General features: G+C 72.9%; 28 protein-coding genes and 2 pseudogenes. 15 read left to right on the top strand and 15 right to left on the bottom strand.

The window, feature by feature from the left end:
- Positions 1 to 4: 4 nt before the first annotated feature.
- Genes QQK35_RS06330 through QQK35_RS06315 form a run of 4 tightly spaced genes read right to left on the bottom strand, consistent with a single transcriptional unit; the run spans position 5 to position 2,752 of the window.
- Positions 5 to 277, bottom strand: coding sequence for a PfkB family carbohydrate kinase (locus QQK35_RS06330; protein ID WP_284253413.1), 273 nt, complete (start codon positions 275 to 277; stop codon positions 5 to 7).
- Positions 274 to 921 (bottom strand): PfkB family carbohydrate kinase, encoded by a 648-nt coding sequence (locus tag QQK35_RS06325; protein ID WP_284253412.1) that lies wholly within the window; start codon positions 919 to 921, stop codon positions 274 to 276. The genes QQK35_RS06330 and QQK35_RS06325 overlap by 4 nt, the downstream gene beginning before the upstream one ends.
- Complete coding sequence (locus QQK35_RS06320; protein WP_284253411.1) at positions 918 to 1,868, bottom strand: carbohydrate kinase family protein; 951 nt, start codon at positions 1,866 to 1,868, stop codon at positions 918 to 920. The genes QQK35_RS06325 and QQK35_RS06320 overlap by 4 nt, the downstream gene beginning before the upstream one ends.
- A 5-nt stretch (positions 1,869 to 1,873) precedes the next feature.
- The gene (locus tag QQK35_RS06315; RefSeq protein ID WP_284253410.1) at positions 1,874 to 2,752 is read right to left on the bottom strand and encodes an SIS domain-containing protein; all 879 of its coding nucleotides are present in this window, start codon (positions 2,750 to 2,752) and stop codon (positions 1,874 to 1,876) included.
- A 129-nt stretch (positions 2,753 to 2,881) separates the two neighbouring features.
- Here QQK35_RS06315 and QQK35_RS06310 point away from each other — a divergent pair, with 129 nt between their 5' ends.
- Positions 2,882 to 3,958, top strand: coding sequence for an amidohydrolase family protein (locus tag QQK35_RS06310; RefSeq protein ID WP_284253409.1), 1,077 nt, complete (start codon positions 2,882 to 2,884; stop codon positions 3,956 to 3,958).
- 9 nt (positions 3,959 to 3,967) lie between these two features.
- Here QQK35_RS06310 and QQK35_RS06305 read toward each other — a convergent pair whose 3' ends face one another.
- Both QQK35_RS06305 and melA read right to left on the bottom strand, forming a co-directional pair.
- Positions 3,968 to 4,813: a class II fructose-bisphosphate aldolase gene (locus tag QQK35_RS06305; RefSeq protein WP_284253408.1), complete on the bottom strand. Its 846-nt coding sequence runs from the start codon at positions 4,811 to 4,813 to the stop codon at positions 3,968 to 3,970.
- Positions 4,810 to 6,126: an alpha-galactosidase gene (gene melA, locus QQK35_RS06300; RefSeq protein WP_284253407.1), complete on the bottom strand. Its 1,317-nt coding sequence runs from the start codon at positions 6,124 to 6,126 to the stop codon at positions 4,810 to 4,812. The genes QQK35_RS06305 and melA overlap by 4 nt, the downstream gene beginning before the upstream one ends.
- Positions 6,127 to 6,207: 81 nt before the next feature.
- Here melA and QQK35_RS06295 point away from each other — a divergent pair, with 81 nt between their 5' ends.
- Positions 6,208 to 7,053 (top strand): DeoR/GlpR family DNA-binding transcription regulator, encoded by an 846-nt coding sequence (locus QQK35_RS06295; protein WP_284253406.1) that lies wholly within the window; start codon positions 6,208 to 6,210, stop codon positions 7,051 to 7,053.
- A gap of 4 nt (positions 7,054 to 7,057) precedes the next feature.
- Here the strand turns inward: QQK35_RS06295 and QQK35_RS06290 are convergent, their stop codons facing one another.
- The 6 genes from QQK35_RS06290 to QQK35_RS06265 are packed head-to-tail and all read right to left on the bottom strand — an operon-like array spanning position 7,058 to position 11,439.
- On the bottom strand, positions 7,058 to 7,927 hold the full coding sequence (locus QQK35_RS06290; RefSeq protein ID WP_284255623.1) for an SMP-30/gluconolactonase/LRE family protein: 870 nt from the start codon (positions 7,925 to 7,927) through the stop codon (positions 7,058 to 7,060).
- 33 nt (positions 7,928 to 7,960) lie between these two features.
- On the bottom strand, positions 7,961 to 8,230 hold the full coding sequence (locus QQK35_RS06285) for a triose-phosphate isomerase (protein ID WP_284253404.1): 270 nt from the start codon (positions 8,228 to 8,230) through the stop codon (positions 7,961 to 7,963).
- Complete coding sequence (locus tag QQK35_RS06280; protein WP_284253403.1) at positions 8,227 to 8,679, bottom strand: triose-phosphate isomerase; 453 nt, start codon at positions 8,677 to 8,679, stop codon at positions 8,227 to 8,229. Before QQK35_RS06280 ends, QQK35_RS06285 begins: the two co-directional genes overlap by 4 nt.
- 18 nt (positions 8,680 to 8,697) lie before the next feature.
- Complete coding sequence (locus QQK35_RS06275; RefSeq protein WP_284253402.1) at positions 8,698 to 9,171, bottom strand: ribose-5-phosphate isomerase; 474 nt, start codon at positions 9,169 to 9,171, stop codon at positions 8,698 to 8,700.
- Entirely contained in the window at positions 9,171 to 10,895 is a 1,725-nt protein-coding gene (locus QQK35_RS06270) for a dihydroxyacetone kinase family protein (protein ID WP_284253401.1), read from the bottom strand. The genes QQK35_RS06275 and QQK35_RS06270 overlap by 1 nt, the downstream gene beginning before the upstream one ends.
- Positions 10,896 to 10,917: 22 nt before the next feature.
- Positions 10,918 to 11,439 (bottom strand): GNAT family N-acetyltransferase, encoded by a 522-nt coding sequence (locus tag QQK35_RS06265; protein ID WP_284253400.1) that lies wholly within the window; start codon positions 11,437 to 11,439, stop codon positions 10,918 to 10,920.
- A gap of 23 nt (positions 11,440 to 11,462) precedes the next feature.
- On the opposite strand from QQK35_RS06265, the gene QQK35_RS06260 reads away from it, so the two are divergent.
- The 8 genes and pseudogenes from QQK35_RS06260 (at position 11,463) to QQK35_RS06225 (ending at position 19,463) form a co-directional block, all read left to right on the top strand.
- Entirely contained in the window at positions 11,463 to 12,068 is a 606-nt protein-coding gene (locus QQK35_RS06260) for a uracil-DNA glycosylase family protein (protein ID WP_284253399.1), read from the top strand.
- Between the two features lie 31 nt (positions 12,069 to 12,099).
- The gene (locus QQK35_RS06255; protein ID WP_284253398.1) at positions 12,100 to 12,939 is read left to right on the top strand and encodes a nitrilase-related carbon-nitrogen hydrolase; all 840 of its coding nucleotides are present in this window, start codon (positions 12,100 to 12,102) and stop codon (positions 12,937 to 12,939) included.
- The gene (gene hydA, locus QQK35_RS06250; protein ID WP_284253397.1) at positions 12,939 to 14,375 is read left to right on the top strand and encodes a dihydropyrimidinase; all 1,437 of its coding nucleotides are present in this window, start codon (positions 12,939 to 12,941) and stop codon (positions 14,373 to 14,375) included. The genes QQK35_RS06255 and hydA overlap by 1 nt, the downstream gene beginning before the upstream one ends.
- Before the next feature lie 26 nt (positions 14,376 to 14,401).
- Positions 14,402 to 15,418 carry a TIGR03842 family LLM class F420-dependent oxidoreductase gene (locus tag QQK35_RS06245; protein ID WP_284255622.1) on the top strand — a complete coding sequence of 339 codons (1,017 nt, stop codon included), beginning with the start codon at positions 14,402 to 14,404 and terminating at the stop codon, positions 15,416 to 15,418.
- A gap of 64 nt (positions 15,419 to 15,482) precedes the next feature.
- A complete protein-coding gene (locus tag QQK35_RS06240; protein ID WP_284253396.1) occupies positions 15,483 to 16,673 on the top strand; it encodes a thiolase family protein in 1,191 nt (396 codons plus the stop codon).
- Positions 16,670 to 17,756: pseudogene (locus QQK35_RS06235) on the top strand (enoyl-CoA hydratase/isomerase family protein). Before QQK35_RS06240 ends, QQK35_RS06235 begins: the two are co-directional and overlap by 4 nt.
- A gap of 4 nt (positions 17,757 to 17,760) precedes the next feature.
- Positions 17,761 to 18,537 carry an enoyl-CoA hydratase-related protein gene (locus tag QQK35_RS06230; RefSeq protein ID WP_284253394.1) on the top strand — a complete coding sequence of 259 codons (777 nt, stop codon included), beginning with the start codon at positions 17,761 to 17,763 and terminating at the stop codon, positions 18,535 to 18,537.
- Positions 18,534 to 19,463: a cytochrome b/b6 domain-containing protein gene (locus tag QQK35_RS06225; protein ID WP_284253393.1), complete on the top strand. Its 930-nt coding sequence runs from the start codon at positions 18,534 to 18,536 to the stop codon at positions 19,461 to 19,463. The genes QQK35_RS06230 and QQK35_RS06225 overlap by 4 nt, the downstream gene beginning before the upstream one ends.
- Positions 19,464 to 19,697: 234 nt before the next feature.
- Here the strand turns inward: QQK35_RS06225 and sigJ are convergent, their stop codons facing one another.
- A complete protein-coding gene (gene sigJ / locus QQK35_RS06220) occupies positions 19,698 to 20,615 on the bottom strand; it encodes an RNA polymerase sigma factor SigJ (protein WP_284253392.1) in 918 nt (305 codons plus the stop codon).
- A gap of 38 nt (positions 20,616 to 20,653) precedes the next feature.
- On the opposite strand from sigJ, the gene QQK35_RS06215 reads away from it, so the two are divergent.
- The 5 genes and pseudogenes from QQK35_RS06215 (at position 20,654) to QQK35_RS06195 (ending at position 24,126) form a co-directional block, all read left to right on the top strand.
- A complete protein-coding gene (locus QQK35_RS06215) occupies positions 20,654 to 21,082 on the top strand; it encodes a hypothetical protein (protein ID WP_284253389.1) in 429 nt (142 codons plus the stop codon).
- A gap of 57 nt (positions 21,083 to 21,139) precedes the next feature.
- Positions 21,140 to 21,862, top strand: a complete 723-nt coding sequence (locus tag QQK35_RS06210) for an SDR family oxidoreductase (protein ID WP_284253388.1) — start codon at positions 21,140 to 21,142, stop codon at positions 21,860 to 21,862.
- 5 nt (positions 21,863 to 21,867) lie between these two features.
- Complete coding sequence (locus tag QQK35_RS06205) at positions 21,868 to 22,422, top strand: NAD-dependent epimerase/dehydratase family protein (RefSeq protein WP_284255621.1); 555 nt, start codon at positions 21,868 to 21,870, stop codon at positions 22,420 to 22,422.
- Between the two features lie 150 nt (positions 22,423 to 22,572).
- Positions 22,573 to 23,792, top strand: a pseudogene (gene rlmN / locus QQK35_RS06200) (dual-specificity RNA methyltransferase RlmN).
- A 1-nt stretch (position 23,793) separates the two neighbouring features.
- Entirely contained in the window at positions 23,794 to 24,126 is a 333-nt protein-coding gene (locus QQK35_RS06195) for an HD domain-containing protein (RefSeq protein WP_284253387.1), read from the top strand.
- Positions 24,127 to 24,394: 268 nt separating this feature from the next.
- On the opposite strand, the gene QQK35_RS06190 is transcribed toward QQK35_RS06195, so the two are convergent.
- Both QQK35_RS06190 and QQK35_RS06185 read right to left on the bottom strand, forming a co-directional pair.
- Positions 24,395 to 24,913 carry a YbhB/YbcL family Raf kinase inhibitor-like protein gene (locus tag QQK35_RS06190; RefSeq protein WP_284253386.1) on the bottom strand — a complete coding sequence of 173 codons (519 nt, stop codon included), beginning with the start codon at positions 24,911 to 24,913 and terminating at the stop codon, positions 24,395 to 24,397.
- Positions 24,914 to 25,019: 106 nt separating this feature from the next.
- Positions 25,020 to 26,162, bottom strand: coding sequence for a phosphotransferase (locus tag QQK35_RS06185; RefSeq protein ID WP_284253385.1), 1,143 nt, complete (start codon positions 26,160 to 26,162; stop codon positions 25,020 to 25,022).
- Positions 26,163 to 26,456 lie beyond the last annotated feature (294 nt).

Below are 26,456 nucleotides of genomic sequence, written 5' to 3'. Positions count from 1 at the left end.
CGGCTCAGGCGGGGCTGAGCTCGACGAGGGCGCGCAGCCGGCGCAGGTCGTCCTCGCGGTAGACGGCGGCGCCCGGCACGAGCGCGTTCGCGGTGGCGGCGGCCGTGGCGACCGCGAGAGCACCCTCGAGCGGCTCGCCCGCGTCGAGGGAGGCGACGAGGGTTCCGAGCATCGTGTCTCCGCTGCCGACGGGGAAGCCGCCGCGCACACCCGGCAGCAGTGCCCGGATGGCGTGCTCGCCGTCGACCGCGACGACGCCCGCCGGACCGTCGGTCACGATCGCGACCCCCGGGTGCGCTCGTGCAGGGCCAGGGCGAGCGCACGCGCGTCGCCGTCGGCTCCGAGCGCCTCCGCCGCCTCCGCCTTGTTGACCTTCACGATCTCCGGGGCGAGCTCCATCGCGCGCCGCAGCGCCTCGCCGTGGGTGTCGACCGCCCAGCGCGCCCCGGCCTGCGCGACCAGCCGCGCGACGTCCCCGAGCGGGTCGGGAGCGCCGGTCGGCGGCACGCTGCCGCTCAGGAGCACGTGGACGGGGCCGGCGGTGGCGAGCTCCGCCCCGATCGCGGTGAGCATCCCGGCCCACGCGTCGGCGATCGGCGGGGCCTGCTCGTAGATCTCGGTCATCGTGCCGTCCACCCGCGCGAAGACCGAGACGCACGTGCGGGTCGGCCCGGTCGGAACGGCGTGCAGCGCGATGCCGGCGTGCGCGAGCTCCTCGGCGATGAACGCGCCCGACGTGCCGCCGAGCGGCGCGACGACGCGCACCTCGGCGCCGAGCGCCCGGGCGGCTCGGGCCGCGTTGATCGCCTTGCCGCCGGCCACCCGGTGCACCTCGAGCGGACGCACGTGGCCGCCCTCGACGAGCTCCTCGACCACGTACGTGACGTCGAGGGACGGGCTCGGGGCGATCGCGAGGATCACGGCAGCGCCCGCAACGCCTGCAGCACCTCGGCGCGGGTCGCCTGCGCCCCCGTGCCGCCCGCTCCGCGCGTCGACAGCGACCCCGCGGCGACGGCCCAGCGCAGCCGCTCGCGCGGATCGGAGACGCCGCTCAGCCGCGCGGCCAGGTAGCCCGCGTCGAAGCTGTCGCCCGCGCCCGTCGTGTCGACCACCTTCACCGGGCGCGCCGCCACCGCCGTGACCTGCCCGCCGGCTCCGACCGACCACCCGCCGCGGGCGCCGTCCTTGACCACGACCTCCGGCCCCAGCGCCGCCACGGCGCGGCCGAGGTCGTGGTCGTCGTCGTCGCGGACCCCGAGCGCCCCCGCGATGCCGCGCAGCTCCTGCGCGTTGGGCAGCAGGATGTCGGCGTGCGGCAGCACCTCGGCGACGTGCGCCCAGGTCTCGGCGGGGTCCCAGTTGGTGTCGATGCTCGTCGTGAGGCCGCGACGATGCAGCTCGGCGAAGACCTCGCCGAGCCCGGGCATGAGCCGGGGCAGCAGATAGAACGAGGCCACGTGCACGTGATCGTGGCCCTCGGCGGCGGCCAGCAGGTCGTCGGCGGTCAGCTCGCCGAGCGCGCCGATCGCCGTGAGGATCGCGCGGTCCTCGGGGGCGGAGAGGATCACCGACAGGCCGGTGGCCAGTTCGGCGTGCACGCGGACGGCCTCCGTGCCCACGCCGCGGGTCGTGAGCTCCTCGCGGGCGAACCGGCCGAACGCATCATCGCCCATGACGGCGACCAGGTCGGTCGGGATGCCGAGCCGCGCGAGACCGCAGGCCGCGATCCCCGCGGAGCTGCCGAGCACGAGGGCGCCGTCGTCGAGGAGCTGCTCGACCTGGCCGAAGCGGGGACGGACATCGCCGCGGAGCACGAGGTCGACGTTCGCATCTCCCGCGACGAGCACCCGCGGCGGACCGGAGGTCATGCCGGCTACCGCAGGATGACGGACCGGGTGAGCGCGCGCGGCTCGTCGGGGTCGAGCCCGCGCGAGGCGGCCACATCGACCGCGAGCCGGTGCGCCGCGACGAGCTGGACCAGCGGATCCGCGGCGCTCGTGCGCACGACCGCGCCGGTCGCCTCGACGTCCTGCACGAGGTCGGGCACCGGCGTGCCGAACATCGCGACCACCGAGCCCGGATGCGCCACCGCGATCGGGCCGTGCCGGTAGTCGAGGGTGGGATAGGACTCCGACCAGGCCTGGGCGGCCTCGCGGATCTTGAGCGCGGCCTCCTGCGCGAGCCCGTACGCCCATCCGGAGCCGAGGTACACGAAGTGATCGAGCGCCGCGACGTCGAGGTCCTGCAGGCGGTCGAGCTCCCGCCGGGCCGCATCCGGCAGCGCCGACACGTCCTCGCCGAACACGGTGCGCGCCGCGATGAGGGTCGTGGTGGGGAACCGGGTCTGCACGACGGACTTCTCGTCGGCGTAGTCGAGCACGAGGGCGTCGTCGACGAGCGCGTGCACCGGGGCGTCGGCGACTCCCGTGATCGCGGTGCGATGCACGCCCGCCGGCACGAGCGCGAGGGCGTCGAGGATCTCGCTCGTCGTGCCCGAGCGGGTGACGACGACGACGCGGTCGTACTCGCGCCCTGGCCGCCATTCCGACCCGTAGGCGGCGTCGCTGTATCCGACGCCGGCCTGCTCGCGGAGGATCGCGAGCGATTCGGCGATGTACGCCGAGGTGCCGCACCCGAGATAGAGCACGCGCTCACCGGGGGCACCGAGCAGCTCGCGAGCGCCGTCCGCCTCGGCGATCGCGCGCTCCCAGAGGGCCGGCTGGCTGGCGATCTCGGAAGTGGTGATACTCATGTGCTCATTTCCCTCGGACGGGTTCGACGCGGTCCGCGTGTGTGAAATAGTGCAGGGTAACTGCGCAGATGACAAGAAAATGGTCAAACCGCTCAATGCGCATGAGTGTGTTTCGAAAGGTGCGGACCCGTGTCGCTGACCGATGCCGAGTGGCGTTCCCTGGCCGAACTGCCCCTGCGGTCCTGGACTCCGAAGAGCCGGCTCACGGTTCCGCAGACGCACGTGGAGCGCGCCGCCCACCCGGCGATCGACGTGCACAACCACCTCGGAACCTGGCTGAGCCACGACGGCGACTGGGTGGTGAAGGACGTGCCCGGCCTCCTCGCCGCGATGGACGCCGTCCAGGTGCAGACGATCGTCAACCTCGACGGACGGTGGGATGCGGAGCTCACCGCCAACCTCGACCGCTACGACCGCGCGCACCCCGGCCGGTTCCTGACCTTCTGCCAGATCGACTGGGACCGCCTGGCCGACCCCGACGGCGAGCGCGCGCTGCTGCGCCAGCTCGAGCAGAGCGCGGCCGCCGGTGCCCGCGGCGTCAAGGTGTGGAAGAACCTCGGTCTGTGGGTGACGGACGCCGACGGCTCCAAGGTCCTGCCCGACGACCCGCGCGTCGCCTCCATCCTCGGCCGAGCCGGGGAGCTGGGCCTGCCGGTGCTCATCCACGTCGCCGACCCGAAGGCGTTCTTCGACCCGCTCGACGCGCACAACGAGCGGCTCGACGAGCTCATGCACGAGCGCGACTGGTGGTTCGGCGACCGGGAGGTCTACCCCGGCTTCGAGCGGATCGTCGAGGGGCTCGCGAACCTCGTGACCGCGACGCCCGGCACGCGCTACATCGGCGCGCACGTCGGCTGCGCCGCCGAGGACCTCGACTGGGTCGAGGGGCTCATGGACCGCGCGCCGAACTTCACGGTCGACACCGGCGGGCGGATGGCCGAGCTCGGCCGCCAGCCGCGACGCGTCGCGCGGCTGCTGGAGCGGCATCCGGACCGGGTGCTCTTCGGCACCGACGTCTACCCGATCTCGGCCGACGCCTACCGGCACGCGTTCCGGTTCTTCGAGACCGACGACGAGTCCTTCCCGTACTCGCCGGAGTCGCCGATCCCGCCGCAGGGCCGCTGGGACGTCTCGGCGCTGCACCTGGACGACGCGACGCTGCGCGCGGTCTACCACGACAACGCGGCGCGCGTGCTCGGCCTCTGAGCCGGGCGGTCAGCCGCCGACGACGCGGCAGAGGTCGGCGACCGCGTCGGTCATCGCGTCGCGGGCGGGGCGCAGGTACTTCCGGGGATCGGTCAGCGCGGCATCCGCGGCGAGGGTCTCGCGCACCGCGCCCGTGAACGCCACGTTGAGCGCCGTGCCGATGTTGACCTTCCGGATGCCGGCCCCGACCGCCGCGGCGATCGTCGCATCCGGCACCCCCGACGATCCGTGCAGCACGAGCGGTGCGGCGACCGCGCCCGCCAGCCGGCCGACGAGGTCGAGGTCGAGGTCGGCGGTGCGGGCCGTCATCGCGTGCGAGCTGCCGACCGCGACCGCGAGGCCGTCGATGCCGGTCGCGGCCGCGAACGCCGCCGCTTCGGCCGGGTCGGTGCGCACGCCGGGCGCATGGGCCCCGTCCTTGCCGCCCACCTCGCCGAGCTCGGCCTCGACCCACAGTCCGGCGGCGCCGGCGCGGGCACCGAGGTCGCGGGTGAGCGCGACGTTGTCGGCGTAGGGCAGCGTCGAGGCGTCGACCATGATCGACGAGATGCCGAGGCGCGGCCCGTCGGCGATGACCTGCTCGGCGAGCGCGACGTCGTCGATGTGGTCGAGATGGATCGCCACCCGCACCCCCGCGTTCTCGGCGAGCGCCCGGCAGGCGCTCGCGATCGGCGCGAGCGAGCCGTGGTACCGCACCGCGTTCTGACTGAGCTGCAGCAGCACGTCAACGCCCGCCGCCCGCGCGCCGGCGACGATCGCCTCGGCGTGCTCGAGGGTGATGACGTTGAAGCTCGGCACCGCGACGCCGCGTGCCACGGCATCCGCGACGAGGTCGGCGGTGCGGGCGAGGGTCATGCCCAGGTGGCGGGCAGGCTCACCCGGAGCGGCTCCGGCAGCAGGTCGCCGTGGGCGGCGACGAGGTCGTTGCACATCGCCCAGATCTGCTCCGGCGTGACCGACGAGCTCGCGTTCGGGTCGACGAGCACGGCCTGGCGCACGAGCAGCGGATCGCCCATGCGGGCGGCCTCGACGGCCAGGCGTCCGACCGAGATGTAGTTCAGGTTCTGGCTGGCCGGCCCCCAGGGCAGCGAACCCATGTTCTGGGGGTGCAGCCCCTGGCCGTCGACGACGACCGGCACCTCGACGACGGCGTCGCCGGGCAGGTTGTCGATGAGCCCGCGGTTCGGGAGGTTGCCGTGGATCTCGACGCTCGTGCCGGTGGTGATCGCGTTGATGATCTTGGGAGCGTACTCGCCCTCGCCGTGCTCGAGCTCGAGCTCCTCGCCCTTCGCGAGCGACGCCTTCGCGTCCTCGAACTCCTGCACGTTGCCCTCGCTGATGCCGAGGTACTGCAGCGGCTCGATGCGGTACTTCGCGATCTGCTCGGGCGAGCGCAGGAACCACGACAGGTACTCCGACGAGTGCTCGCTCGTCTCGGTCGGGTAGTAGCCGAACCGTTCGAGCATCTCCACCCGCACCCGGCGCTGCAGCTCGGGATCGCCCAGGATCCGCTCGCGGAGCCGGGGGTAGAGGTCCTCGCCGTCGAGTGTCCACTCGAGCAGCCAGGCCTGATGGTTGACGCCGGCGGCGCGGTAGCGCACGCGCTCGAACGGGGCGCCGACGAGGGCGCTCAGGCCGTGCGCGGTCCAGTACACGCTGTGGCAGAGCCCGATCGCCCGCAGCTCGGGTGCCGCCACCGACAGCCACCAGATGTTCATGGCCATCGGGTTGGTGTAGTTCAGGAGCATCGCCTCCGGGCACACCTCGCGCATGTCGGCGGCGAGGCCCGAGAGGAAGGGGAACGTGCGCAGGGCGCGGAACACGCCGCCGACCCCGGTCGTGTCGCCGATCGTCTGCTTCAGGCCGTACCGGGCGGGGATCTCGAGGTCCTTCCTGGTGCCGTCGATCCCGCCGACCTGCACCATGTTCACCACGAAGTCCGCGCCCTCGAGCGCGCGGCGACGATCGGCCTCCGGCCGGACCACGAGGTGCGTGCCGGCGCGGTCGTTCACCTGCCGCGCGGTGCCCTCGGCGACCGCCAGGCGGTCGGGGTCGATGTCGTGCAGCACCAGTTCGAGGCCGTCGAGATCCGGGTAGCCGACCAGGTCGGTCACGAGCTGCCGGGTGAAGACGACGCTGCCGGCTCCGATGAACACCACACGAGTCATGGGGCCATCCTCCTGACGCCTGATCGATTTCTGCAACAGAATGAGCACTCGTGCTAAAAAGCGATCATTTACACTGAGCGCATGACCATGGCGGGACAGCAGCGGGAACCCCGCCCGTACGCGACATCGATGAAGCGCTCCGAGCGGATGCTGTCGATCCTCGACATGCTGACCTCCTCCGGATCGCTGCCGCTCGCCGCGCTCTCGGAGTCGCTGCAGGTCTCGCCGGCCACCATCCGTCGCGACCTGGCCGAGCTCGAGGACCAGATGCTGCTGCGCCGGACCCACGGCGGCGCCCGGATCATCGAGACCGAGGTCGAGCTGCCGGTGCGGCTCAAGGACACCCAGTTCCGGGAGGCCAAGCGGCTGATCGCCCGCAAGGCGGCCCAGCTGATCCCCACCGGCCGGCACGTGGTCGCGTTCAGCGGCGGCACGACCACCGCCGAGGTCGCTCGCGTGCTCTCGACCCGGCACGACTTCACGATCGTCACGAACTCGCTCACGATCGCGACCCAGGTCGCCTCGCGCCAGACGCTGCAGCTGATCATGACCGGCGGGGTCGTGCGACCGCACTCGTTCGAGCTCGTCGGGGTGCTCGCCGAGCGCAGCTTCAGCGCCATCAACATCGGCACCGCGGTGCTCGGCACCGACGGGATGAGCGCGGCAGGAGGTGCGACGACCTACGACGAGACCGAGGCCCGCACCAACCTCGCGATGGTGACCCAGGCCGAGCGGGTCATCGTCGTGGCCGACGGGTCGAAGATCGGCCGGGTCACGCTCGCCCCGGTCGCGAGCGTCGAGGCGATCACCGACCTCGTGACCGACTCCTCCGCCGACGCCCAGGAGCTCGAGCGGATCGGCGCGAGCGGCATCCGCGTGCACATCGCCGACGAGGCGGACAGCCGGAGCCGCACGACCCGCGACTGAGCCCTCAGCCGAGGGGTTCGGGCCGCGGGGCGGCCGTCGTGGTCGTGCGCAGCCGGTACAGGCTGGTCGACGCGGTGATGTACAGCTCGTCGCCGTCGGGGCCGCCGAACGCGACGTTCGCCGTGCGCTCGCCGACGTCGACCCGGGCGAGCTCGGTGCCGTCGGGCGCCCACACGGCGACGCCGCCGCTCGGCCCCCGCGACCACGACGTCCAGATGCGACCCTCGACGTCGACCCGGAAGCCGTCGGCCGCGCTCGGATCGCCGAGCTCGCGCGGGTTCGCGACCCCCGCGCCCACGACGTCGAACGCCCGCACGTAGTCCCGATCGCCCTGACCGTCACCCGTGTTGGCGACGTAGAGCACCGACTCGTCGGGGGAGAACGCGAGGCCGTTCGGGCGCACCATGTCGGTGATGACGGGCGTCAGCTCCCCGGTCGCCTCGACGAAGCGGAAGACGAAGCAGCCGCCGTACTCCTGCACTCCCGCGTGGCCCTCGATCTCGTCGGGCTGGATCCCGTAGGGCGGGTCCGTGAACCAGATCGCGCCGTCCGAGGCGACCACGACGTCGTTCGGCGAGTTGAGGCGACGCCCGTCGAAGGCGTCGACGATCGAGGTCACCACGCCGTCGACGTCGCGCTCCACCCGGCGTCGGCCGTGCGAGCACTGCACCACCTGACCGGCGAGGTCGAGGGTGCGGCCGTTGGTGAACTCGGGGGCGTCGTCGTAGACGATCGTCTCGCCCGTCTCGCGATGCCACTGCATGATGCGGTTGTTCGGGATGTCGCTCCAGCGCAGGGCGTCGAGCCCCGGCAGCCAGACGGGCCCCTCGCCCCAGCGCGAGCCGGTCCAGAGCCGCTCGGGCTCTCCGGCGATGAGGTCGGTGCTGCGGGGGCGTTCACCCTCCGATCATGCCGGTGCGGAGCCGGTGCGCGCGACCGCCTCCTCGATCACCGTCTTCAGCGCGCGCACCTCATGGGCGCGGCGACCGAGGAAGACGCCGTCGACGGCGTCGCCGAGCCGGGCGAGCAGGCCGGGACCGGCGCTGCCGCCGTAGATCACCGCGTCGCCGGGGTCGCGCGAAGCGGCACGCAGGGCGGCCGCGACCGCGCGGATGTGCTCGTCCGGCGCGGGATCCATCGCGCTGATCGCCCACACGGGTTCGTACGCGACGATCACGCGCCCCGGGGCGCGCCGGCGAGCGCCGAGCGCACCTGGGCGACGGAGACGGCCGCGGCATCCGGACCGTCCTCGGTCTCGCCGACGCACAGCACCGGCACCAGGCCGTGCCGCAGGGCGGCCGCCGTCTTCGCCGCGACCACCTCGTCGGTGTCGCCGTAGAGCCGCCGCCGCTCGGCGTGACCGATCACGGCGTACCGCACGCCGGCCTCCTCGAGCTCGGCGGCGGTCACCTCGCCGGTGAAGGGGCCGGGTTCCTCAGCCGAGACGTCCTGGGCCGCCGTGCCGTCCGGGAACGCCTCGAGCCCGTCGGGGATCGCGAGGTAGCTCGGCGCGACGAAGAACTCGACGGAACCCGGGACGACCCCGGCCGCCTCGATCAGCCAGGCACGCGCGTCGGCGAGCGAGAAGTAGGCCTTGAGGCTCACCCCGACGATCGGCCGCGTCATCGGCTCAGCGCTCGACCGTCAGCACTGGCCGGTGGTCTCGTACTCGGTGATGACGGCGACCTTCGCGGCGCTCGCGCTGGACTCGTCGAAGCGGTACGTCAGCCACTCGCGGGCGAGCTTGCGCGCGAGCTCGATGCCGACGACGCGCTGGCCCATGCACAGCACCTGCGCGTTGTTGCTCAGCACGCCGCGCTCGACGGAGTACCCGTCGTGCGCCGTGACCGCCCGGATGCCCGGGACCTTGTTCGCGGAGATCGCGACCCCGAGTCCGGTGCCGCAGATCAGCAGCGCGCGATCGGCCTCGCCGCGCGCGACCATCTCCGCCGCCTCGACCGCGACCTTCGGGTACGGGGTGTGCCCATCGGCGTCCACGCCCACATCGACGACTGATTCGACGAGGTCGCTGCCCTCGAGATCCTTCTTGAGGATCTCCTTGTAGTCGAAGCCGGCGTCGTCGCTGCCGACCACGATCCGCCATTTCTGCTGCGTCATCAGTTGCCTTCCTCCAGAACCGCGGCGACCGCGGTCACGATCAATGCGAACGAGTGTGCGCCGGGATCGGCCGTGCCGAGCGACTTCTCGCCATGCGCACGGGAACGCCCGAGGTGGGGCACGAGGTCGGCGGTCGCCGCGGCCGCCTCGGTGGCCGCGTCCGCGGCCGCGGCCCACGCGACGGCGAGACCGTCGCCCTGGCGCTGGTCGAGGACTCCGGCGAACGGCACGATCGCGTCGACCATCGTCTTGTCGCCGACCGACGCGCCGCCGGTCTCCCGCAGCCGCTGCTCGGCGGCGGCGACCCCGCTCACGACGGTCGTCGTGTCGGGTCGCTCCTCGTCGCCGACGGTCTGCGCGAGCGTGCGGAGCAGGAGTCCCCAGAGCACGCCCGAGGTGCCGCCGGCGCGGTCCGACCAGGCGTCGGCCGCCATGCCGAGCGTCGTGCCCGCGCCCGCGCCGCGCGCCACCGCATCCTCGGCGGCGTCGACGGCGGCGTGCACGCCGCGCTGCATGCCGATGCCGTGGTCGCCGTCGCCGGCCACCGCGTCCATGCGGCCGAGCTCGTCGGCGTTCGCGTCGATGACGTCCTTCGCGGCCCGCAGGCTCGCCAGCACCGTCGCGGCGGCATCCCGCGACTCGGCGCTCGCGGGCGGGATCGCCGTGGCCGCCTCGTCGGCCTGCGCCAGCTCCTCATCGCTCAGCGGCTCCACCTCGAGGCTCCCCGTGCGGAACGAGGGCGTCACCGCGGGCGCCGCCCAGAGCCGCTCGAGCCCCTCGTCGAGCCAGGTGATGGTGAGCGACAGGCCGGCCATGTCGAAGCTCGTGCAGAACTCGCCGACCTCCGAGAACGCGACCTCGACGCCGGCCTCGGCGAGCAGCCGCGCGACCGAGCGGTAGACGACGAACATCTCCTCGTACTTGACGGTGCCGAGGCCGTTGAGGATCACGAGCGCACGCTGCCCCCGGGCCTCGGGCACGTCATCCGGCAGCTCGCCGAGCAGCGCCTCGACGAGCATCCGGGCCAGCCCGTCGGCGGTCGGCACGTCGGTCTCGCTGATGCCGGGCTCGCCGTGGATGCCCATCCCGACCGCCATGCGCCCCTCCGGCACCGTGAACAGCGGCTCGCTCGCCCCCGGGAAGGTGCACCCCGAGAACGCGACCCCGAGCGTGCGCGTGCGGTCGTTGGCGTGGCTCGCGGCCGCGACGACGTCGGCGAGCGCCGCGCCCTCCTCGGCGAGCGCACCGGCGACCTTGTAGACGACGAGGCCGCCCGCGATGCCGCGGCGCTTCGAGCGCTCGGATGCCGGGGCGCTCGAGATGTCGTCGGTCACCCAGAGGGTCCGGACGTCGATCCCGTCGGCGCGCATCGCCTCCGCCGCCGCCGTGAAGTTGAGCACGTCGCCCGCGTAGTTGCCGCAGGTCAGCAGCACGCCACCGCCGTGGTCGGCCGCGCGGCCCACCGACTCCACCTGGTGGGCGCTGGGCGAGGCGAACAGGTTGCCCATCGCGGCGCCGCTGGCCAGCCCCGGGCCGACCAGGCCCGCGAACGCCGGGTAATGACCGGAGCCGCCCCCGATGACGACGGCCGAACTGCCCGGCCGCGACACGGTCGAGCGGACCACGCCGCCGGTCACGCCGCGCACCAGGTCGCCGTTGGCATCGATGAACCCCTCGCGCAGCTCGTCGGCGAACGCGGCGGGGTCGTTGAAGAGACGGGTCATGCCCTCGATCTTGCCGCGTCGCTCACGCCGATGTCGCCGCCGCCGTCGCGCGCGCGAGCAGCGCGACCTCCACGGCGCCGCCCTTCGTGTGCTGGCGGCCGACCTCGGCGAAGCCGAGCCCGAGGTGGAAGCGCATCGAACCGGGGTTCGGCGGCTGCAGGTTGACCTCGCACAGCACCTCGGCGACGCCGCGCACCGCCGCCGTGGCGAACACCGTCTCGTAGAGCCGGCGACCGACGCCGGTGCCGCGCAGGCGCGGCGCCACCACGATCCGGTCGACGTAGAGGAAGTCGGTGCCGGCCGCGCTCGCGCGCTCCGAGAACCAGCGGTAGTTCTCGCTCGCGTAGTCGAGCCCCGGCGGCAGGGCGAGCAGCAGACCGGCCGGCTCGCCGTCGTCGACCGCGAGCGCCAGCGTGCTGTCGTCCGCGAGCCGGGTGAACTCGTCGACTGAGACCACGTTGACGGCCGGAGCCGCGTCGGTGTTGAGCGCGACGAGGGCCGCGATGTCGCCCGCTTCGATCGGGCGCAAGACGGGCGTGCTCACTCCTCCGAGGCTATCGTCGCGGTATGGGCACGGATGCCGCAGCCGGCCAGGCGGCGATCGACGCCGTCCGTGAGGCGGTCATCGCCGATCCCGAGAACGCCGTCTTCACCGCGCAGGGCTGGCGGCCGCTGTTCGCGGCGGCACCGGGGGCGCGGATCGTCATCGTCGGTCAGGCCCCGGGCGCGCGAGCGCAGGCCAGCGGCATCCTGTTCGACGACGCGAGCGGCGTGAACCTCGTCGAGTGGCTCGGCGTGGACGAGGCGACCTTCCGCGATCCGGGGCGCATCGCCATCCTGCCCATGGACTTCTACTACCCCGGGCGCGGGGCGAGCGGCGATCTGCCGCCGCGGCGCGGGTTCGCCGACCGCTGGCATCCGGCGCTGCTGGCGCAGCTGTCCGACGTGCGGCTGACCCTGCTCATCGGCACGACGGCGCAGCAGCACTATCTCGGCGCACGCCGCAAGGCGAACCTCACCGAGACGGTGCGGGCGTTCCGCGACTACCTGCCCGACCAGCTGCCGCTCGTGCACCCGTCGCCGCTGAACTTCCGCTGGCAGGGGCGCAACCCGTGGTTCCGGGAGGATGTGCTGCCGGCGCTGCGCTCGGAGGTCACGCGCGCGCTCACGTGACCCGCGGACCCCGCCGGACTATCGTCCTTCCATGAGAGCCGCCATCACGCAGACCACCTGGACCGGCGACAAGGCCTCGATGCTCGACAAGCACGAGCAGTTCGCGCGCGATGCGAAGGCGCAGGGCGCGGAGGTCATCTGCTTCCAGGAGCTGTTCTACGGTCCGTACTTCGGCATCACCGAGGACAAGAAGTACTACGCGTACGCCGAGCCCGCCGACGGTCCGATCGTGCAGCGCTTCGCCGCGCTCGCGAAGGAGCTCGGCATGGTCATGATCCTCCCGATATACGAGGAGGAGATGACCGGCGTGTACTACAACACGGCGGTGATCGTGGATGCCGACGGACGCGTGCTCGGCAAGTACCGCAAGCACCACATCCCGCATCTCGACCGGTTCTGGGAGAAGTTCTACTTCCGCCCCGGCAACCTCGGCTACCCCGTGTTCGACACCGCCGTCGGCAAGGTCGGCCTCTACATCTGCTACGACCGGCACTTCCCGGAGGGCTGGCGCGAGCTCGGCCTCGGCGGGGCGCACATGGTGTTCAACCCGAACGCGACCAAGCCGGGGCTCAGCAACCGGCTGTGGGAGGTGGAGGGCCCGGCCGCGGCGGTCGCGAACGGCTACTTCGTGCTGCAGCCGAACCGCGTCGGCCGGGAGGACAACGAGTACGGCGAGCTCGCCGTCGACTTCTACGGCACGAGCCAGGTCATCGACCCGCGCGGCAACTTCGTGGGCGAGCGCGGCTCCGGAACCGACGAGGAGCTGCTGATCCGCGACCTCGACCTCGACCTGGTGCGGCAGATGCGCGACGACTGGCAGTTCTACCGCGACCGCCGGCCCGAGTCCTACACGAGGACGGTGATGCCCTGATGGCCACGACCCTCATCGCCGGCGGCACGGTCGTCTCCTCGACCGGGCGCGGGGCGGCCGACGTGCTCGTCGACGGCGAGCAGATCGCGGCGGTGCTGCAGCCCGGCTCGAGCCTGCTCGGCAGCGACCTGCGCGCGAGCGTCGACCGGGTGGTCGACGCGACCGGAAAATACGTGTTCCCGGGCGGCATCGACGCGCACACGCACATGGAGATGCCGTTCGGCGGCACCAACGCCTCCGACACGTTCGAGACCGGAACACGCGCGGCGGCGTGGGGCGGCACGACGACGATCGTCGACTTCGTCGTGCAGTACCCCGACCAGAACGTCCTCGACCAGTACCGGCTCTGGCACGAGAAGGCCGCCGGCAACTGCGCGATCGACTACGGGTTCCACCAGATCCTGAGCGACGTGCAGGATGCCAGCCTCACCGCGATGGACGAGCTCATCGACGAGGGCGTCACGAGCTTCAAGCTCTTCATGGCGTACAAGGGCGTGTTCCTGAGCGACGACGGCCAGATCCTGCGGGCGTTCCAAAAGGGCGCGTCGAACGGCGCGATGATGATGATGCACGCCGAGAACGGCGGGATCATCGACGTGCTCGTGCAGCAGGCCCTCGCCCGCGGCGAGACGACCCCGTTCTTCCACGGCACCACGCGTCCGTGGCAGGCGGAGGAGGAGGCCACCCACCGCGCGATCATGATCGCCCACCTCACCGGCGTCCCGCTCTACGTCGTGCACGTCAGCGCCAAGCAGGCGGTCGCGCAGATCGCGGCCGCCCGCGACTTCGGTCTCAACGTGTTCGGCGAGACCTGCCCGCAGTACCTCTACCTCTCGCTCGAGGAGCAGCTCGGCGCGCGGAGCGACGAGTGGGGCGACTTCGAGGGGGCCAAATGGGTCTGCTCGACGCCGCTGCGCGCGCGGGCCGACGGGCACCAGGACCACATGTGGCAGGCGCTGCGCACCAACGACATCCAGATGGTCTCGACCGACCACTGCCCGTTCTGCATGAAGGGGCAGAAGGACATGGGGCTGGGCGACTTCTCCAAGATCCCGAACGGCATCGGCTCGGTCGAGCACCGCATGGACCTGCTCTACCAGGGCGTCGTCGACGGCCGGTTGACGCTCGAGCGCTTCGTCGAGATCACGTCGACGACCCCCGCGCGCATGTTCGGCATGTACGGGCGCAAGGGCGTCATCCAGCCCGGCGCCGACGCCGACCTCGTCGTCTACGACCCGAACGGGCACACGACGATCGGGGTGGATGCCACGCACCACATGAACATGGACTACTCGGCCTGGGAGGGCTTCGAGATCGACGGCCACGTCGACACCGTGCTCTCGCGCGGCAAGGTGATCGTCGACGAGACCGGCTACGTCGGCTCCAAGGGCGACGGCCGGTACATCAAGCGCGGCCTGTCGCAGTACCTGATCTGAGGGACGGGACCATGGCCAGCTCCTCGATGACGTTCGGCGCCGTCCTGCAGACCGACCCGCCCGCCTCGCGCGCCGTCGCGCTCGCGAAGCTGGCGGAGCAGCACGGGTTCAGCAACGTCTGGACCTTCGACTCGCACCTGCTCTGGCAGGAGCCGTACGTCATCTACAGCCGGATCCTCGCCGAGACCCAGCGCATCAAGGTGGGCCCGTTCGTCACCAACCCGGCGACGCGCGACTGGACCGTCACGGCATCGGTGTTCGCGACGCTCAACGAGATGTACGGCAACCGCACCGTGATCGGGATCGGGCGCGGTGACTCCGCCGTGCGCGTCACGAACGGCCACCCGACGACGCTGGCCGAGCTGCGGGAGGCGATCCACGTCATCCGGGAGCTCGCCAACAGCCGCGCCGTCGAGTACCACGACGCGACGCTGCGCTTCCCGTGGTCGACCGGCAGCGAGGTCGAGGTGTGGGTCGCCGCCTACGGGCCGCAGGCGCTCAAGCTCGCGGGTGAGGTCGGCGACGGCTACATCCTGCAGCTGGCTGACATCGACGTGGCGAAATGGATGATCGGCAAGGTGCGCGAGGCCGCCGAGGCCGCGGGGCGCGATCCGGATGCGGTGAAGTTCTGCGTCGCCGCGCCGTTCTACATCGGCGACGACCGGGATCACATGCGCGACCAGACCCGCTGGTTCGGCGGCATGGTCGGCAACCACGTGCACGACGTCGTGATGCGGTACGGGGAGCACGCCGACTTTCCCGAGGTGCTCGTGGACTACATCAAAGGCCGCACGGGCTACGACTACAACTCGCACGGCAAGGCCGAGAACGACCATGTCGACTTCGTGCCCGACGAGATCGTCGACCGGTTCTGCCTGCTCGGCACGGCCGACGAGCACATCGCCAAGCTGAAGCAGCTGCAGGCGATCGGCGTCGACCACTTCGCGGGGTACCTGCAGCACGACTCCAAGGAGGAGACGCTGCGCGTCTACGGCGAGACCGTGATCCCGGCGATGCGGGAGCACCTCGCGGCGAAGTCCTGAAGCCCCCGCCCGAGTTCGGCAGCCGCTCCTCGACCCGCTCGGGTGCGGGGACGAGGATGGGGGCATGCGCGAAGCGGTCATCGTCGACGTCGTCCGCACGCCGATCGGCAAGGGCAAGGCGGGCGGGATGCTGTCGGGCTGGCATCCGGTCGACCTGCTCGCGCACGTGCTGCGGGCGCTCGCGGAGCGGACCGGCGTCGACCCGGCGACGATCGACGACGTCATCGTCGGCTGCGTCACGCAGGCCGGCGAGCAGTCGATGAACGTCGCGCGCAACGCCGTACTCGCCGCCGGGTGGCCGGTGGCCGTTCCGGCGGTCAGCATCGACCGGCAGTGCGGCTCGTCGCAGCAGGCGCTGCACTTCGCGGCGCAGGGCGTCATGGCCGGCGCGTACGACGTCGCGGTCGCCGCGGGCGTCGAGTCGATGTCACGGGTGCCGATGTTCTCGGCGGTGCAGGGCGCCGACGCGACAGGTCCCGACGTCGCGAGACGGTTCGCCGACGCCGGCGGCCTGGTTCCCCAGGGGATCTCGGCCGAGCTGATCGCCGCGCGGTGGCGGCTGACGCGCACGGAGCTCGACGCCTATGCTGCCGGGTCGCACGCGCGGGCGGTCGCGGCATCCCCGACGGGTATCGTGCCGACGTCGGTCGATCGCGGCGACGGACGCACCGCCGAGCTCGCGACGCGCGACGAGGGCATCCGGCCGGGCAGCTCCGTGGAGTCGCTGGCCGGCCTCGCGCCCGCGTTCCGCACCGAGGAGCTCGCGGCTCGGCATCCGGAGCTCGGCTGGGTCGTCACGGCCGGCAACGCCTCCCAGATCTCCGACGGCGCGTCCGCCGCGCTCGTCATGGAGCGCGGGCTGGCCGAGCGGCTCGGGATGCGTCCGCGTGCGGTCGTGCGCGCGTTCTCGGTGGTGGGCGACGATCCGCTGCTGATGCTCACCGGCGTCATCCCGGCGACGCGCAAGGTGCTCGAGGGTGCGGGCATCGCGCTGGGCGACATCGACGTGTTCGAGGTCAACGAGGCGTTCGCGTCGGTGGTGCTGGCGTGGCAGCGCGAGACGGGCGCCGACCCCGAGCGCGTCAACGTGCACGGCGGCGCGATCGCGAACGGGCATCCGCTCGGCGCCTCCGGCACCAAGCTGCTCGGCACGCTGCTCGACGTGCTCGACGAGCGCGGCGCGCGCTTCGGCCTGCAGACCATGTGCGAGGGCGGCGGGATGGCGAACGCCACCATCGTGGAGCGCGTCGCGTGAGCGATTCCGACGCCACGGAGCCCGACCCCACGGTGCTCGTCGAGCGCCGCGGCCGGCTCGGCGTCATCACGCTCAATCGCCCGCGCGTCATCAACGCGCTCGACCGGGGATGGTCGACGCGGTGTCGGCGACCCTGGCCGACTGGGCGGACGACGACGCGGTCGCGACCGTGCTCGTGAGCGGTGCGGGCGAGCGCGGCCTCTGCGCGGGCGGCGACATCGTCGGCATGTACCGCTCCGCCGTCGACGGCACCGACGCGGCGGCCGCGTTCTGGCGCGCCGAGTACCGCATGAACGCGGCCATCGCGCACTATCCGAAGCCCTACGTCGCGTTCATGGACGGCATCGTGCTGGGCGGCGGCGTCGGCATCTCGGCCCACGGCTCGCACCGGGTCGTCACCGAGCGCACCCGCATCGGGATGCCCGAGACCGGGATCGGCTTCGTCCCGGATGTCGGGGGCACGCGGCTGCTCGCGCGCGCGCCGGGGAGCTCGGCACCCACGCCGCCCTCACCGGCGGCATGTTCTCGGGCGCCGACGCGATCGCGCTCGGGATGGCGGACGCGTTCGTGCCGTCCGTGCGCCTGGCCGAGGTGGCCGCCGCCCTCGAGGCGACGGACGCGGATGCCGCGATCGCCGCCGTCGCCGAGGCGCCGCCCGCCTCCGAGCTGCTCGCGCAGCGCGACTGGATCGACGAGGCCTATGCGGGCGACGACGTCGCCGCGATCCTCGAGCGGCTGCGTTCCGGCGACGAGCCCGCCCGAACCGCCGCGGCGGTGATCGAGACCCGCTCACCCACCGCGCTCGCCGTGACCCTGCGCGCGCTCCGGATCGCCGCCACCGAGCCGACGCTCGACGACGCGCTGCGGCGCGACTACCGCGTGGGCCTGCATGCGCTGCGCTGGCCCGATTTCGCGGAAGGCATCCGGGCGCAGGTCATCGACAAGGACCGCTCGCCGCGCTGGAACCCCGCCTCGCTCGCCGAGGTCGACTCGGCCGTCGTGACCGCTGCGTTCGCGCCCGTCGACCCGGAGCTCGACCTCGGTCAGGACCTCGGGACGGGCGACGGCTCGCCGGTAGGCTGACGGCATGCCCGGCGAGACCCCCGTCCGCGTCGAGCGGCGCGGCCGTGTGGCGCTCCTCACCCTCGACCGGCCCGAGGTGCTCAACGCTCTCGACAGCGGGCTCATCACCGCCCTGGTCGACGAGCTCGAGACACTCGATGCCGACGACGGCATCGGCGCGATCGTGCTCACCGGGTCGGATCGCGCGTTCGCCGCCGGCGCCGACATCGCCGAGATGGCCTCGCTCGACTACGCGCACTTCGCCGTGCACGGCCAGTTCGCCGAGTGGCAGCGCGTGCCGGCGCTGCGCACGCCGCTCATCGCCGCGGTCGCCGGTTACGCGCTCGGCGGCGGCTGCGAGCTCGCCATGCTCTGCGACCTCATCATCGCGGCCGACACCGCCCAGTTCGGCCAGCCGGAGCTCGCGCTCGGCGTCATCCCGGGCCTCGGCGGCACGCAGCGTCTCACGCGCGCCGTCGGCAAGGCGCTCGCGATGGACATGGTGCTCACCGGGCGCCGCATCGACGCCGCCGAGGCGCTCGCCGCCGGCCTCGTCGCCCGGGTCGTGCCCGCCGATCAGCTGCTCGCCACCGCGCTCGAGGTGGCGCAGGCGATCGCCTCCCGCTCGCTCCCGGTCGTCTACGCCGCCAAAGAGGCCGTCAACGTCGCGCAGGAGACGACCCTCGCCGAGGGCCTGCGCTTCGAGCGCCGCGCGTTCGGCGCGATGTTCGCGCTGCACGACCAGAAGGAGGGCATGGCGGCCTTCCTGCAGAAGCGACCGCCGGACATCGAGCACCGGTGAGCGCATCCGGTGCGGCGCCCGCCCGGCGCCGTCTGCTCCATCTGCTCTGGATCGTGCCCGCCGCCGCGGTCGCCGCGGTGCTCGTCGTGGTCGCGGCGCAGGCGATCCGCGACTCGGACGCCGGTCATGCCTTCCTCACGGCGTTCCCGGGCACCTCCGCGCTGCCGGACTGGACGCCGGTCGGCTTCCCCGCCTGGCTGGCGTGGCAGCACGGCCTGACCGCGTTCCTGCTGCTGTTCATCGTGCGCAGCGGCTGGAGCATCCGGTACGCCGGTCGCCCCGACACGTTCTGGGTCCGGCGCAACGACGGTCGCATCCGCACCGCGGGCCAGCCCGTGCGGATCGGCCTGCAGGTGTGGTTCCACCTCGCCCTCGACGCGCTGCTGATCCTGAACGGTGCGATCTTCTACGTGCTGCTGTTCGTGACCGGCCAATGGGTGCGCGTGATCCCGGTGCACTGGGATGCCGTGCCCAATGCCGTCTCGGCTCTCCTGCAGTACGCGTCGCTGCACTGGCCGGCCGACGACGGCTGGACCAACTACAACGCCCTGCAGCTGATCAGCTACGGGGTGGTGATCTTCGTGCTCGCCCCGGCGGCGATCCTCACCGGCATCCGGCTCACACCCGGATTCACGGTGCGCCTGCGCCCGCTCGACCGCGTCTTCCCGATCCGCGTGGCGCGGCGCATCCACGTCGCCGTCATGGTGCTGTTCCTGGCGTTCATCGTCGTGCACGTGTTCCTCGTGCTCGCCACGGGGGCGCTGCGCAACCTCAACCACGTGTACGCGGTGCGCGACGACGCGAGCTGGGCCGGCGCGATCGTGTTCGCCGCCACCGTCGCGGTCATGGTGGCCGCGTGGTTCGTGCTGCGCCCGGCGGTGCTGCGCGCGCTGGCGGGCACGACGGGCACCATCCGCCGGCGCTGAGCGGCTCGGTGCGGCGGCGAACGGCCTGTATGTTCGCGAACTTTCCATCGCGAAAGGTTGCGCGCGGGCACGCCGGACGGTAAGCACGTGGGTGAGCCGGAATCAGGGGGACCCTGTCTGGGGTCACGGCTCCGCGGGGCGCGACCGGGGGTCGCCGACCGCGGGAGGGACGCCCGGTTTCTTTCCCGCGGCGTTCCTCCATCCCTCCCGGCGGGAGGCGCGGGAGCGCGCGGTTCAGGCCGGCAGCTCGTTCCAGAGCGTCAGCTTCTCGGGATTGCGCATCATGCGCAGCTCCGCGATGCGCCCGCCGGCGACCGCGGCCGTGACGACCGCGACGATCCGGCCCTCGTCCCACATCACGAAGCCGAGGCCGTCGGGGGTGTCCTGCGGCAGCACCTCGATCTGCGGGAACTTCTCGCCGAGCCCGAGCAGGAACCGTGCGACGCGCTCCGCCCCGAGCACCGGATTGCGAGCGGCGCTCACCACGCCCCCGCCGTCGGCGCGCAGCACGGCATCCGGGTCGAGCACGGCCACGAGGCCGGCGAGGTCGCCGCGCTGCGTCGCGGCCGCGAACGCCCGCACGACCCGGTCGTGCTCCGCCCGCGGCACCTGCTGACGGCGATGGTCGCTCACCCGGCGGCGGGCGGTCGCCGCCAGCTGCCGGCACGCCGCTGGAGACCGGCCGACGACCTCGGCGATCTCGTCGAACGGCATGGCGAACACGTCGTGCAGCACGAACGCCACCCGCTCGGCGGGCGTCATCGTCTCGAGCACGATGAGCAGCGCCGTGCTGACCGACTCGTCGAGGCTCACCCGGTCGAGCGGGTCGACGACCGCCGACGCGGTGCCGAGCGACTCCGTGAACGTCCCCGGAGGCACGGGCTCGGGCAGCCAGGGACCGACGTAACGCTCGCGACGGGCGCGCGCCGAACCGAGCACGTCGAGGCAGACCCGGCTCGCGACGCGGGTGAGCCAGCCCACGGGGGATTCGATGGCGTCGCGCTCGGCGGGCGACATCCGGTACCACCGTGCGTAGGTCTCCTGCACCGCGTCCTCGGCCTCGGCGATCGTGCCGAGCATCCGGAACGCCAGCGACAGCAGATGCCGCCGCTCGCCGAGGACCTCGCCGTCGATCTCGGCGTTCCCGCTCATGGCCTCACACTCCGGGGTGCTGCGTCGTCGTGATGGGCATGAACACATCATTCCGCCGCATCGTGCTGGCGGTCACGGTAGCGCTCGGGCTCTTCGTCGGGTTGTGGGCCGAGATCGCGCCCCGCGCCTTCTACGACTCCTTCCCCGGATTCGGCCTGCACTGGGTGGATGCCGCGGGCGCCTACGACGAGCACCTGATCCGCGACGTCGGATCGCTCTACCTGGCCCTCGCCGCGGCGAGCCTCGCGGCGATCGTCGCGCGCACCGCGGCGCCGGGTCGCGTGGTGGGACTGGCCTGGAGCGTCTTCGGCGTGCTGCACTTCGGCTACCACGTGCTGCACCTCCAGGGGTCGGCGCTCGACCGGATCGGCAACGTCGTCAGCCTCGGCCTGTCGCTCGTGCTCGGGCTGCTCCTGCTGCCGCCGAGCCGGCGCCGGGGGAGGATCGGGTCATGGACGCGAGCGTGACGGAGGCCGGCCGATGAGGATCGCGGTGGCCGGGGGACCGGCATGGTCGGCGCGCACGTGACGCGCGTCGTGCGGGAGCGAGGTCACGAGCCGGTGGTGCTCGCCCGTTCGACCGGGGTCGACCTGATGGCGGGCACGGGTCTCGCCGCCGCACTGGAGGGCGTGGATGCCGTCATCGACGTCGCCTCGACCGCGACGAGCGCCGCGAAGCCCGCGATCGCGTTCTTCGAGGCGACGACGACGCGGCTGCTCGCGGCCGAGCGCGAGCGCGGCGTCCGTCATCATGTGGCGCTGTCGATCATCGGTGTCCCGGAGGCGCCGCACGGCTACTACGCGGGCAAGGCGCGGCAGGAGGAGCTCGTGATGGCCTCGGGCGGCGGATGGTCGCTGCTGCGGGCCGCCCAGTTCCACGAGTTCGCCGTGCAGATGGCCCAGCGCATGCAGGTCGGGCCGTTCGTCGTGTGCCCGTCGATGCGTGCTCAGCCGATCGCGGCCGCCGAAGTCGCCACCGTCATCGTCGAGATCGCCGAGGGCGCCCCGCGGGGTCTGGACCGCGAGCTCGCCGGTCCGCGGATCGAGTCGATGCCCGACATGGTGCGCCGCTACCTGCGTGCCATCGGCCGGGGCACGCCGGTGCTCGCCGTGCCGCTGCCGGGAGGGTTCGGACGCGCGCTGCGCGACGGCACGATCCTGCCGAAGCCCGGCGCGCGGCTCGGCACGGTGACATTCGAGGAGTGGCTGGTCGCACAGGCGCAGGCGCAGGGGACGACGGCGGCGTGAGCGGGATGCGGCTCCTCCTCGCCGGCGGCACCGGCGTCATCGGGCGTCCTCTCATTCCGGCCCTGGTGGCGGCCGGCCACGAGGTCGTCGCGACCACCCGCCGCCCGGAGAGCCTGGCGCTGCTGGACGACCGGGGCGCGCGCGGCGTCGTGATGGACGCGTTCGACGCCGATCGGGTGACGGCGGTGGTCGCCGAGGTCGCTCCCGACGCGATCCTGCACGAGCTCACCGACCTCGGCGCCGGCGACCGCGACGCGAACGCCCGGCTGCGCCGTGAGGGCACGGCGAACCTGGTCGCGGCGGCGGAGGCGGCCGGCGTCGACCGGATGCTCGTGCAGAGCATCGCCTGGCTCGTGCAGCCCGGCGCGGCGGCGGCCACCGAGGATGAGCCGATCACCCCGGGTGTCGTCGCCGACATGGAGCGCGCGGTCGCCCGCCTGCCGCACGCGACCGTGCTGCGCTACGGCATGCTCTGGGGTCCGAGCACGTGGTACCCCGACGCCGCGAGCGCGCGCTCGCTGCCGGGGTGGGCTGCTGGGTGCACGTCGACGACGTCGTGAGTGCGACCGTCCAGGCGCTCGGCTGGCCCGACGGCACGTACAACATCGTCGACGACGAGCCCGACCCCGCGGGGCGAGCCGTGTCGAACGCCAGGGCGCGGGCGGCCGGGTGGAGGCCGCGGCATCCGGGTCGGCACGACACAATGGGGGATGACCGAGCCGAGCCGTCCCGCCGCAGCGCCGGAGCGTGCTCCCCAGATCCGGCCGGCGACCGAGGGCTGGACGCAGGCGCGCGACACCGAGGGGCGCCCGCTCCTGCAGTTCGCCTCGCCCCGGCGCACGCAGCCCGAGACCCATCTCGCCGACCTCGACCTCGCCGGGCGCAAGGCGCGGGCGCAGGAGCTCGGGGTGCCGGCGTTCCGGGCGACGCAGCTCTCGACCCACTACTTCACCCGCTCGACGACCGACCCCGCGCTCATGACCGACCTGCCGGCCGAGGGTCGCGAGGAGCTCGTCGCCGCCATGCTGCCACCGCTGCTGACCGAGGTGCGGCGCCTGCGCACCGACGGTGGCGAGACGATCAAGTTCCTCTGGAAGCTGTTCGACGGGGCCCTCGTCGAGTCGGTGCTCATGCGCTATCCGGGCCGCGTCACCCTGTGCGTCTCGAGCCAGGCCGGATGCGGCATGAACTGCCCGTTCTGCGCCACCGGCCAGGCGGGGCTGACCCGCAACCTCTCCGCCGCCGAGATCGTCGACCAGGTCGTCGCGGCCAACCGCGCGATCCAGGAGGGCGAGCTCGGGGGCTGCGCACCGACGGCGGCCACGACGCCCCGCGCGTCACGAACATCGTCTTCATGGGCATGGGGGAGCCGCTGGCCAACTACGCGCGGCTCATGAAGGCCGTGCGGCGCATGGTCGCCCCGGCGCCCGAGGGGCTCGGGATGTCGGCCCGCCACATCACCGTCTCGACCGTCGGCCTCGTCCCGGCGATCAAGAAGCTCGCCGCCGAGGATCTGCCGCTCACGTTCGCGCTCTCGCTGCACGCGCCGGACGACGAGCTTCGCGACGAGCTCATCCCGGTCAACTCGCGCTGGAAGGTCGATGAGGCGCTCGACGCGGCGCGCGCGTACTTCGAGACGACCGGCCGCCGGGTCTCCATCGAGTACGCGCTCATCAAGGACATGAACGACCACGCCTGGCGCGCCGACCTGCTCGCCCAGAAGCTGAATGCGCGCGGGCGCGGCTGGGTGCACGTCAACCCGATCCCGCTGAACCCGACGCCCGGGTCGATCTGGACCGCCTCCGATCGCCGCACCACCGTCGCCTTCATCGAGCACCTCGAGGCGGCGGGCATCCCCACCACACTGCGCGACACCCGCGGCAAGGAGATCGACGGCGCCTGCGGCCAGCTCGCCGCGGTCGAGGCCTGACATGGATGCCGAGACGGACCCTCCCGACACCCCCGCGGCGCGTGCGGCGCTCGCGGTCGCGGTCGCGTACCTCACGCCGTCGCTGCTGAACCACAGCATCCGGTCGTGGCGCTGGGCGCTCGGATTCGCCGAGCTCGACGCGGTCGGGCCGATCGACGAGGAGCTGCTGTACGTCGGGGCCGTGCTGCACGACATCTCCCTGCTCGAGCCGTTCGACGCGCACCGCACGCCGTTCGAGCACGCGGGGGCGCGGTCGCGAGCGTGCTCGCGGCGGGGGCCGGATGGGATGGGGGCCGTCGCGCCCACCTCGCCGCCGCGATCGTCGCCCACATGAGCCCGGATCCGGTGCCCGCCGGCGGGGTCGAGGGGCGCCTGCTCGACGTGGCCACGAGCCTCGACATCGCCGGGGCGCGGCCCGACGCCCTGCCGCTCGACTACCGCGTCGCCGTGCTCGCCGCGTACCCGCGTCTCGACCTCGCGCACGAGTTCGCGCGGCTCGCCGCCGATCAGGCCGAGCGCAAGCCCGCGTCGCAGGCGGCGCGCATCGTGCGCGGCGGCGTGGCCGCGAAGCTCACCGCGAACCCCTCGAGCGTCTCGAGTAGCTACCGCACCTCGAACGTCGGCACGAGCACCGCACGCGCGAGCACGTGCGCGTGGACGGTGAAGCCGACGTACGCGGGCGACGCGTCCGCCGGGACGCCGAGCGTCTCGGTGTCGAGCGCGCTCACCACGAGGAAGTAGCGGTGCGGCCCATGTCCGGCCGGCGGCGCGGCGCCCACGTACCCCGGCTGCCCGGTGTCGTTGCGGTGCGCGACGGCGCCCTCGGGCAGCGGCGCTCCCGTCTCGAGCGACGTGACCGACGCCGGGATGTCGGCCACCGTCCAGTGCCAGAAGCCCGACATGGTCGGCGCGTCGGGGTCGTACATCTGCACGACGAAGCTGCGGGTGCCCGCGGGGAAGCCCGACCAGCTCAGCTGCGGCGAGCGGTCCTCGCCGCCCGGAACGCCCAGCATGCCGGAGGTCTGCGGGGCGGGCATGGGCTGCCCGTCCGTGACGTCGGTGCTGGTCAGCTCGAAGCCGGGGACCTGCGGGAGCCGGGAGAAGGGATCGTTCTGTGCCATGTCGGCAATCTACGTCGAACGCGACGCCGAGCGCCGACGTCCGCATCACGCGGGCACCTTCACCCGTGCCGGCTTGATGCGAACGCGGGCGCTCGGGATGCCGGCGTCAGCCCGCGACGAGGCGCTCGATCGCCGCGACCGGGATGCCGAGCCAGTCCGGCCGGTGCCGCGCCTCGTAGAGCGCCTCGTACACGGCCTTGTCGAGTTCGAAAGCCCGCAACAGAGCCGCCGGCTCGAGCGCGGCGGCGCCTGCGGCATCCCGGTAGCCGTCGAGGTAGGCGGCGCGGGCGGCCGCGCCCCACCCGGCGGCGTGCCCGCCGTCGGCGGCCGCCGCGTAGTCGAACGAGCGCAGCATGCCGGCGACGTCGCGCAATGCGGGCTCCGGAGCGGTGCGCTCGGCGAGGCCGCGCAGCGGCTCGCCCTCGAAGTCGAGCACGATCCAGCGCTCGTCGCGGTGCAGCAGCTGGCCGAGATGCAGGTCGCCGTGGATGCGCTGCAGAGCCGGCCAGGGGACCTCGGCGGCCGCCTCGTAGGCGGACTCGATCGCATCCTGCGCCGCGACGAGCCCGGGGACGGCCGCGGCCGCGTCGTCGAACCGCGTGCGCCACAGCGCCGCCTGGGTCGCGACCTCGACGGGAGTCGCGCCCACCGTCGGCAGCCGCGCCGCGAGCACCTCGTGCATGCGGGCGGTCGTGGCCCCGAGGGCACGAGCCTGATCGGCGAAGTCGACCGCCGCGGCGGCAGCCCGTGTCGCGAGCACCCAGCCGTCGGTGGCGCCGCGCACGAACTCCTGCGCGATGGCGAGGTGTCCGCGCCCGACCTCGCCCGCGGCATCCGGCCATTCGGCGACGAGTGCGCCCGCGAACCGCGGCACGAACTCGGCGCCCGCCTCGCTCAGCACGCACTGCAGCTCGACGTCGGGGTTCTCGCCGTGCTGCACGGTGCGGAACAGCTTGACCACGAGCTCGGAGCCGTCCGCGAGGCCGACCACGATGGAGGTGTTGGTCTGCTCGCCGCTCAGCACGGAGGCGCTGGCGACGTCGCCCGGCACGCCCATCGCGCCGAACAGCGCGGCGATGAACGCGGGCTCGTCGAGCGGCTCGCCCTCGGCGCCGTCACGCCGGGCGACCTGGTGCACCGGATGCCGCGGGTCCTCCTCGTCGACCCCCAGTCGCAGCGCATACCCGTCGCCGAGCGGCACCTCGGCCACGACCCGGAGCGAGCGTGCGTCTCGGGGTCGCGCTGCCATGGCTCCAGCATCGGGCGCGCGGCCCCGTGCGGCAATCGACGCCCAGCGAGCATCCGGGATCCGGGCGGCCGATGTCGGTGGCCCCGACGATCATGGAGGAATCAGCGCGACACGCCGAGATCACTACATCTAGTGGAATGACATCCGTGGAATTCCCGTTATATAGTGAAGACCCCGCAAGGCAGCAGCCTCGCGGACCGCAGACAGAGGGGAGGTCGAGATGAACGAGCTCGACACCGTGGGCGGGTACAGCGTGCCGGTCGATCCGATGGACGACCTCCAGTGCGACAGCTG

This window comes from Pseudolysinimonas kribbensis (assembly GCF_030161895.1).
GTDB classification, from domain to species: domain Bacteria; phylum Actinomycetota; class Actinomycetes; order Actinomycetales; family Microbacteriaceae; genus Pseudolysinimonas; species Pseudolysinimonas kribbensis.
The sequence above is the reverse complement of the archived record's forward strand: the minus strand, read 5'-3'. Positions and strand labels throughout refer to the sequence as shown.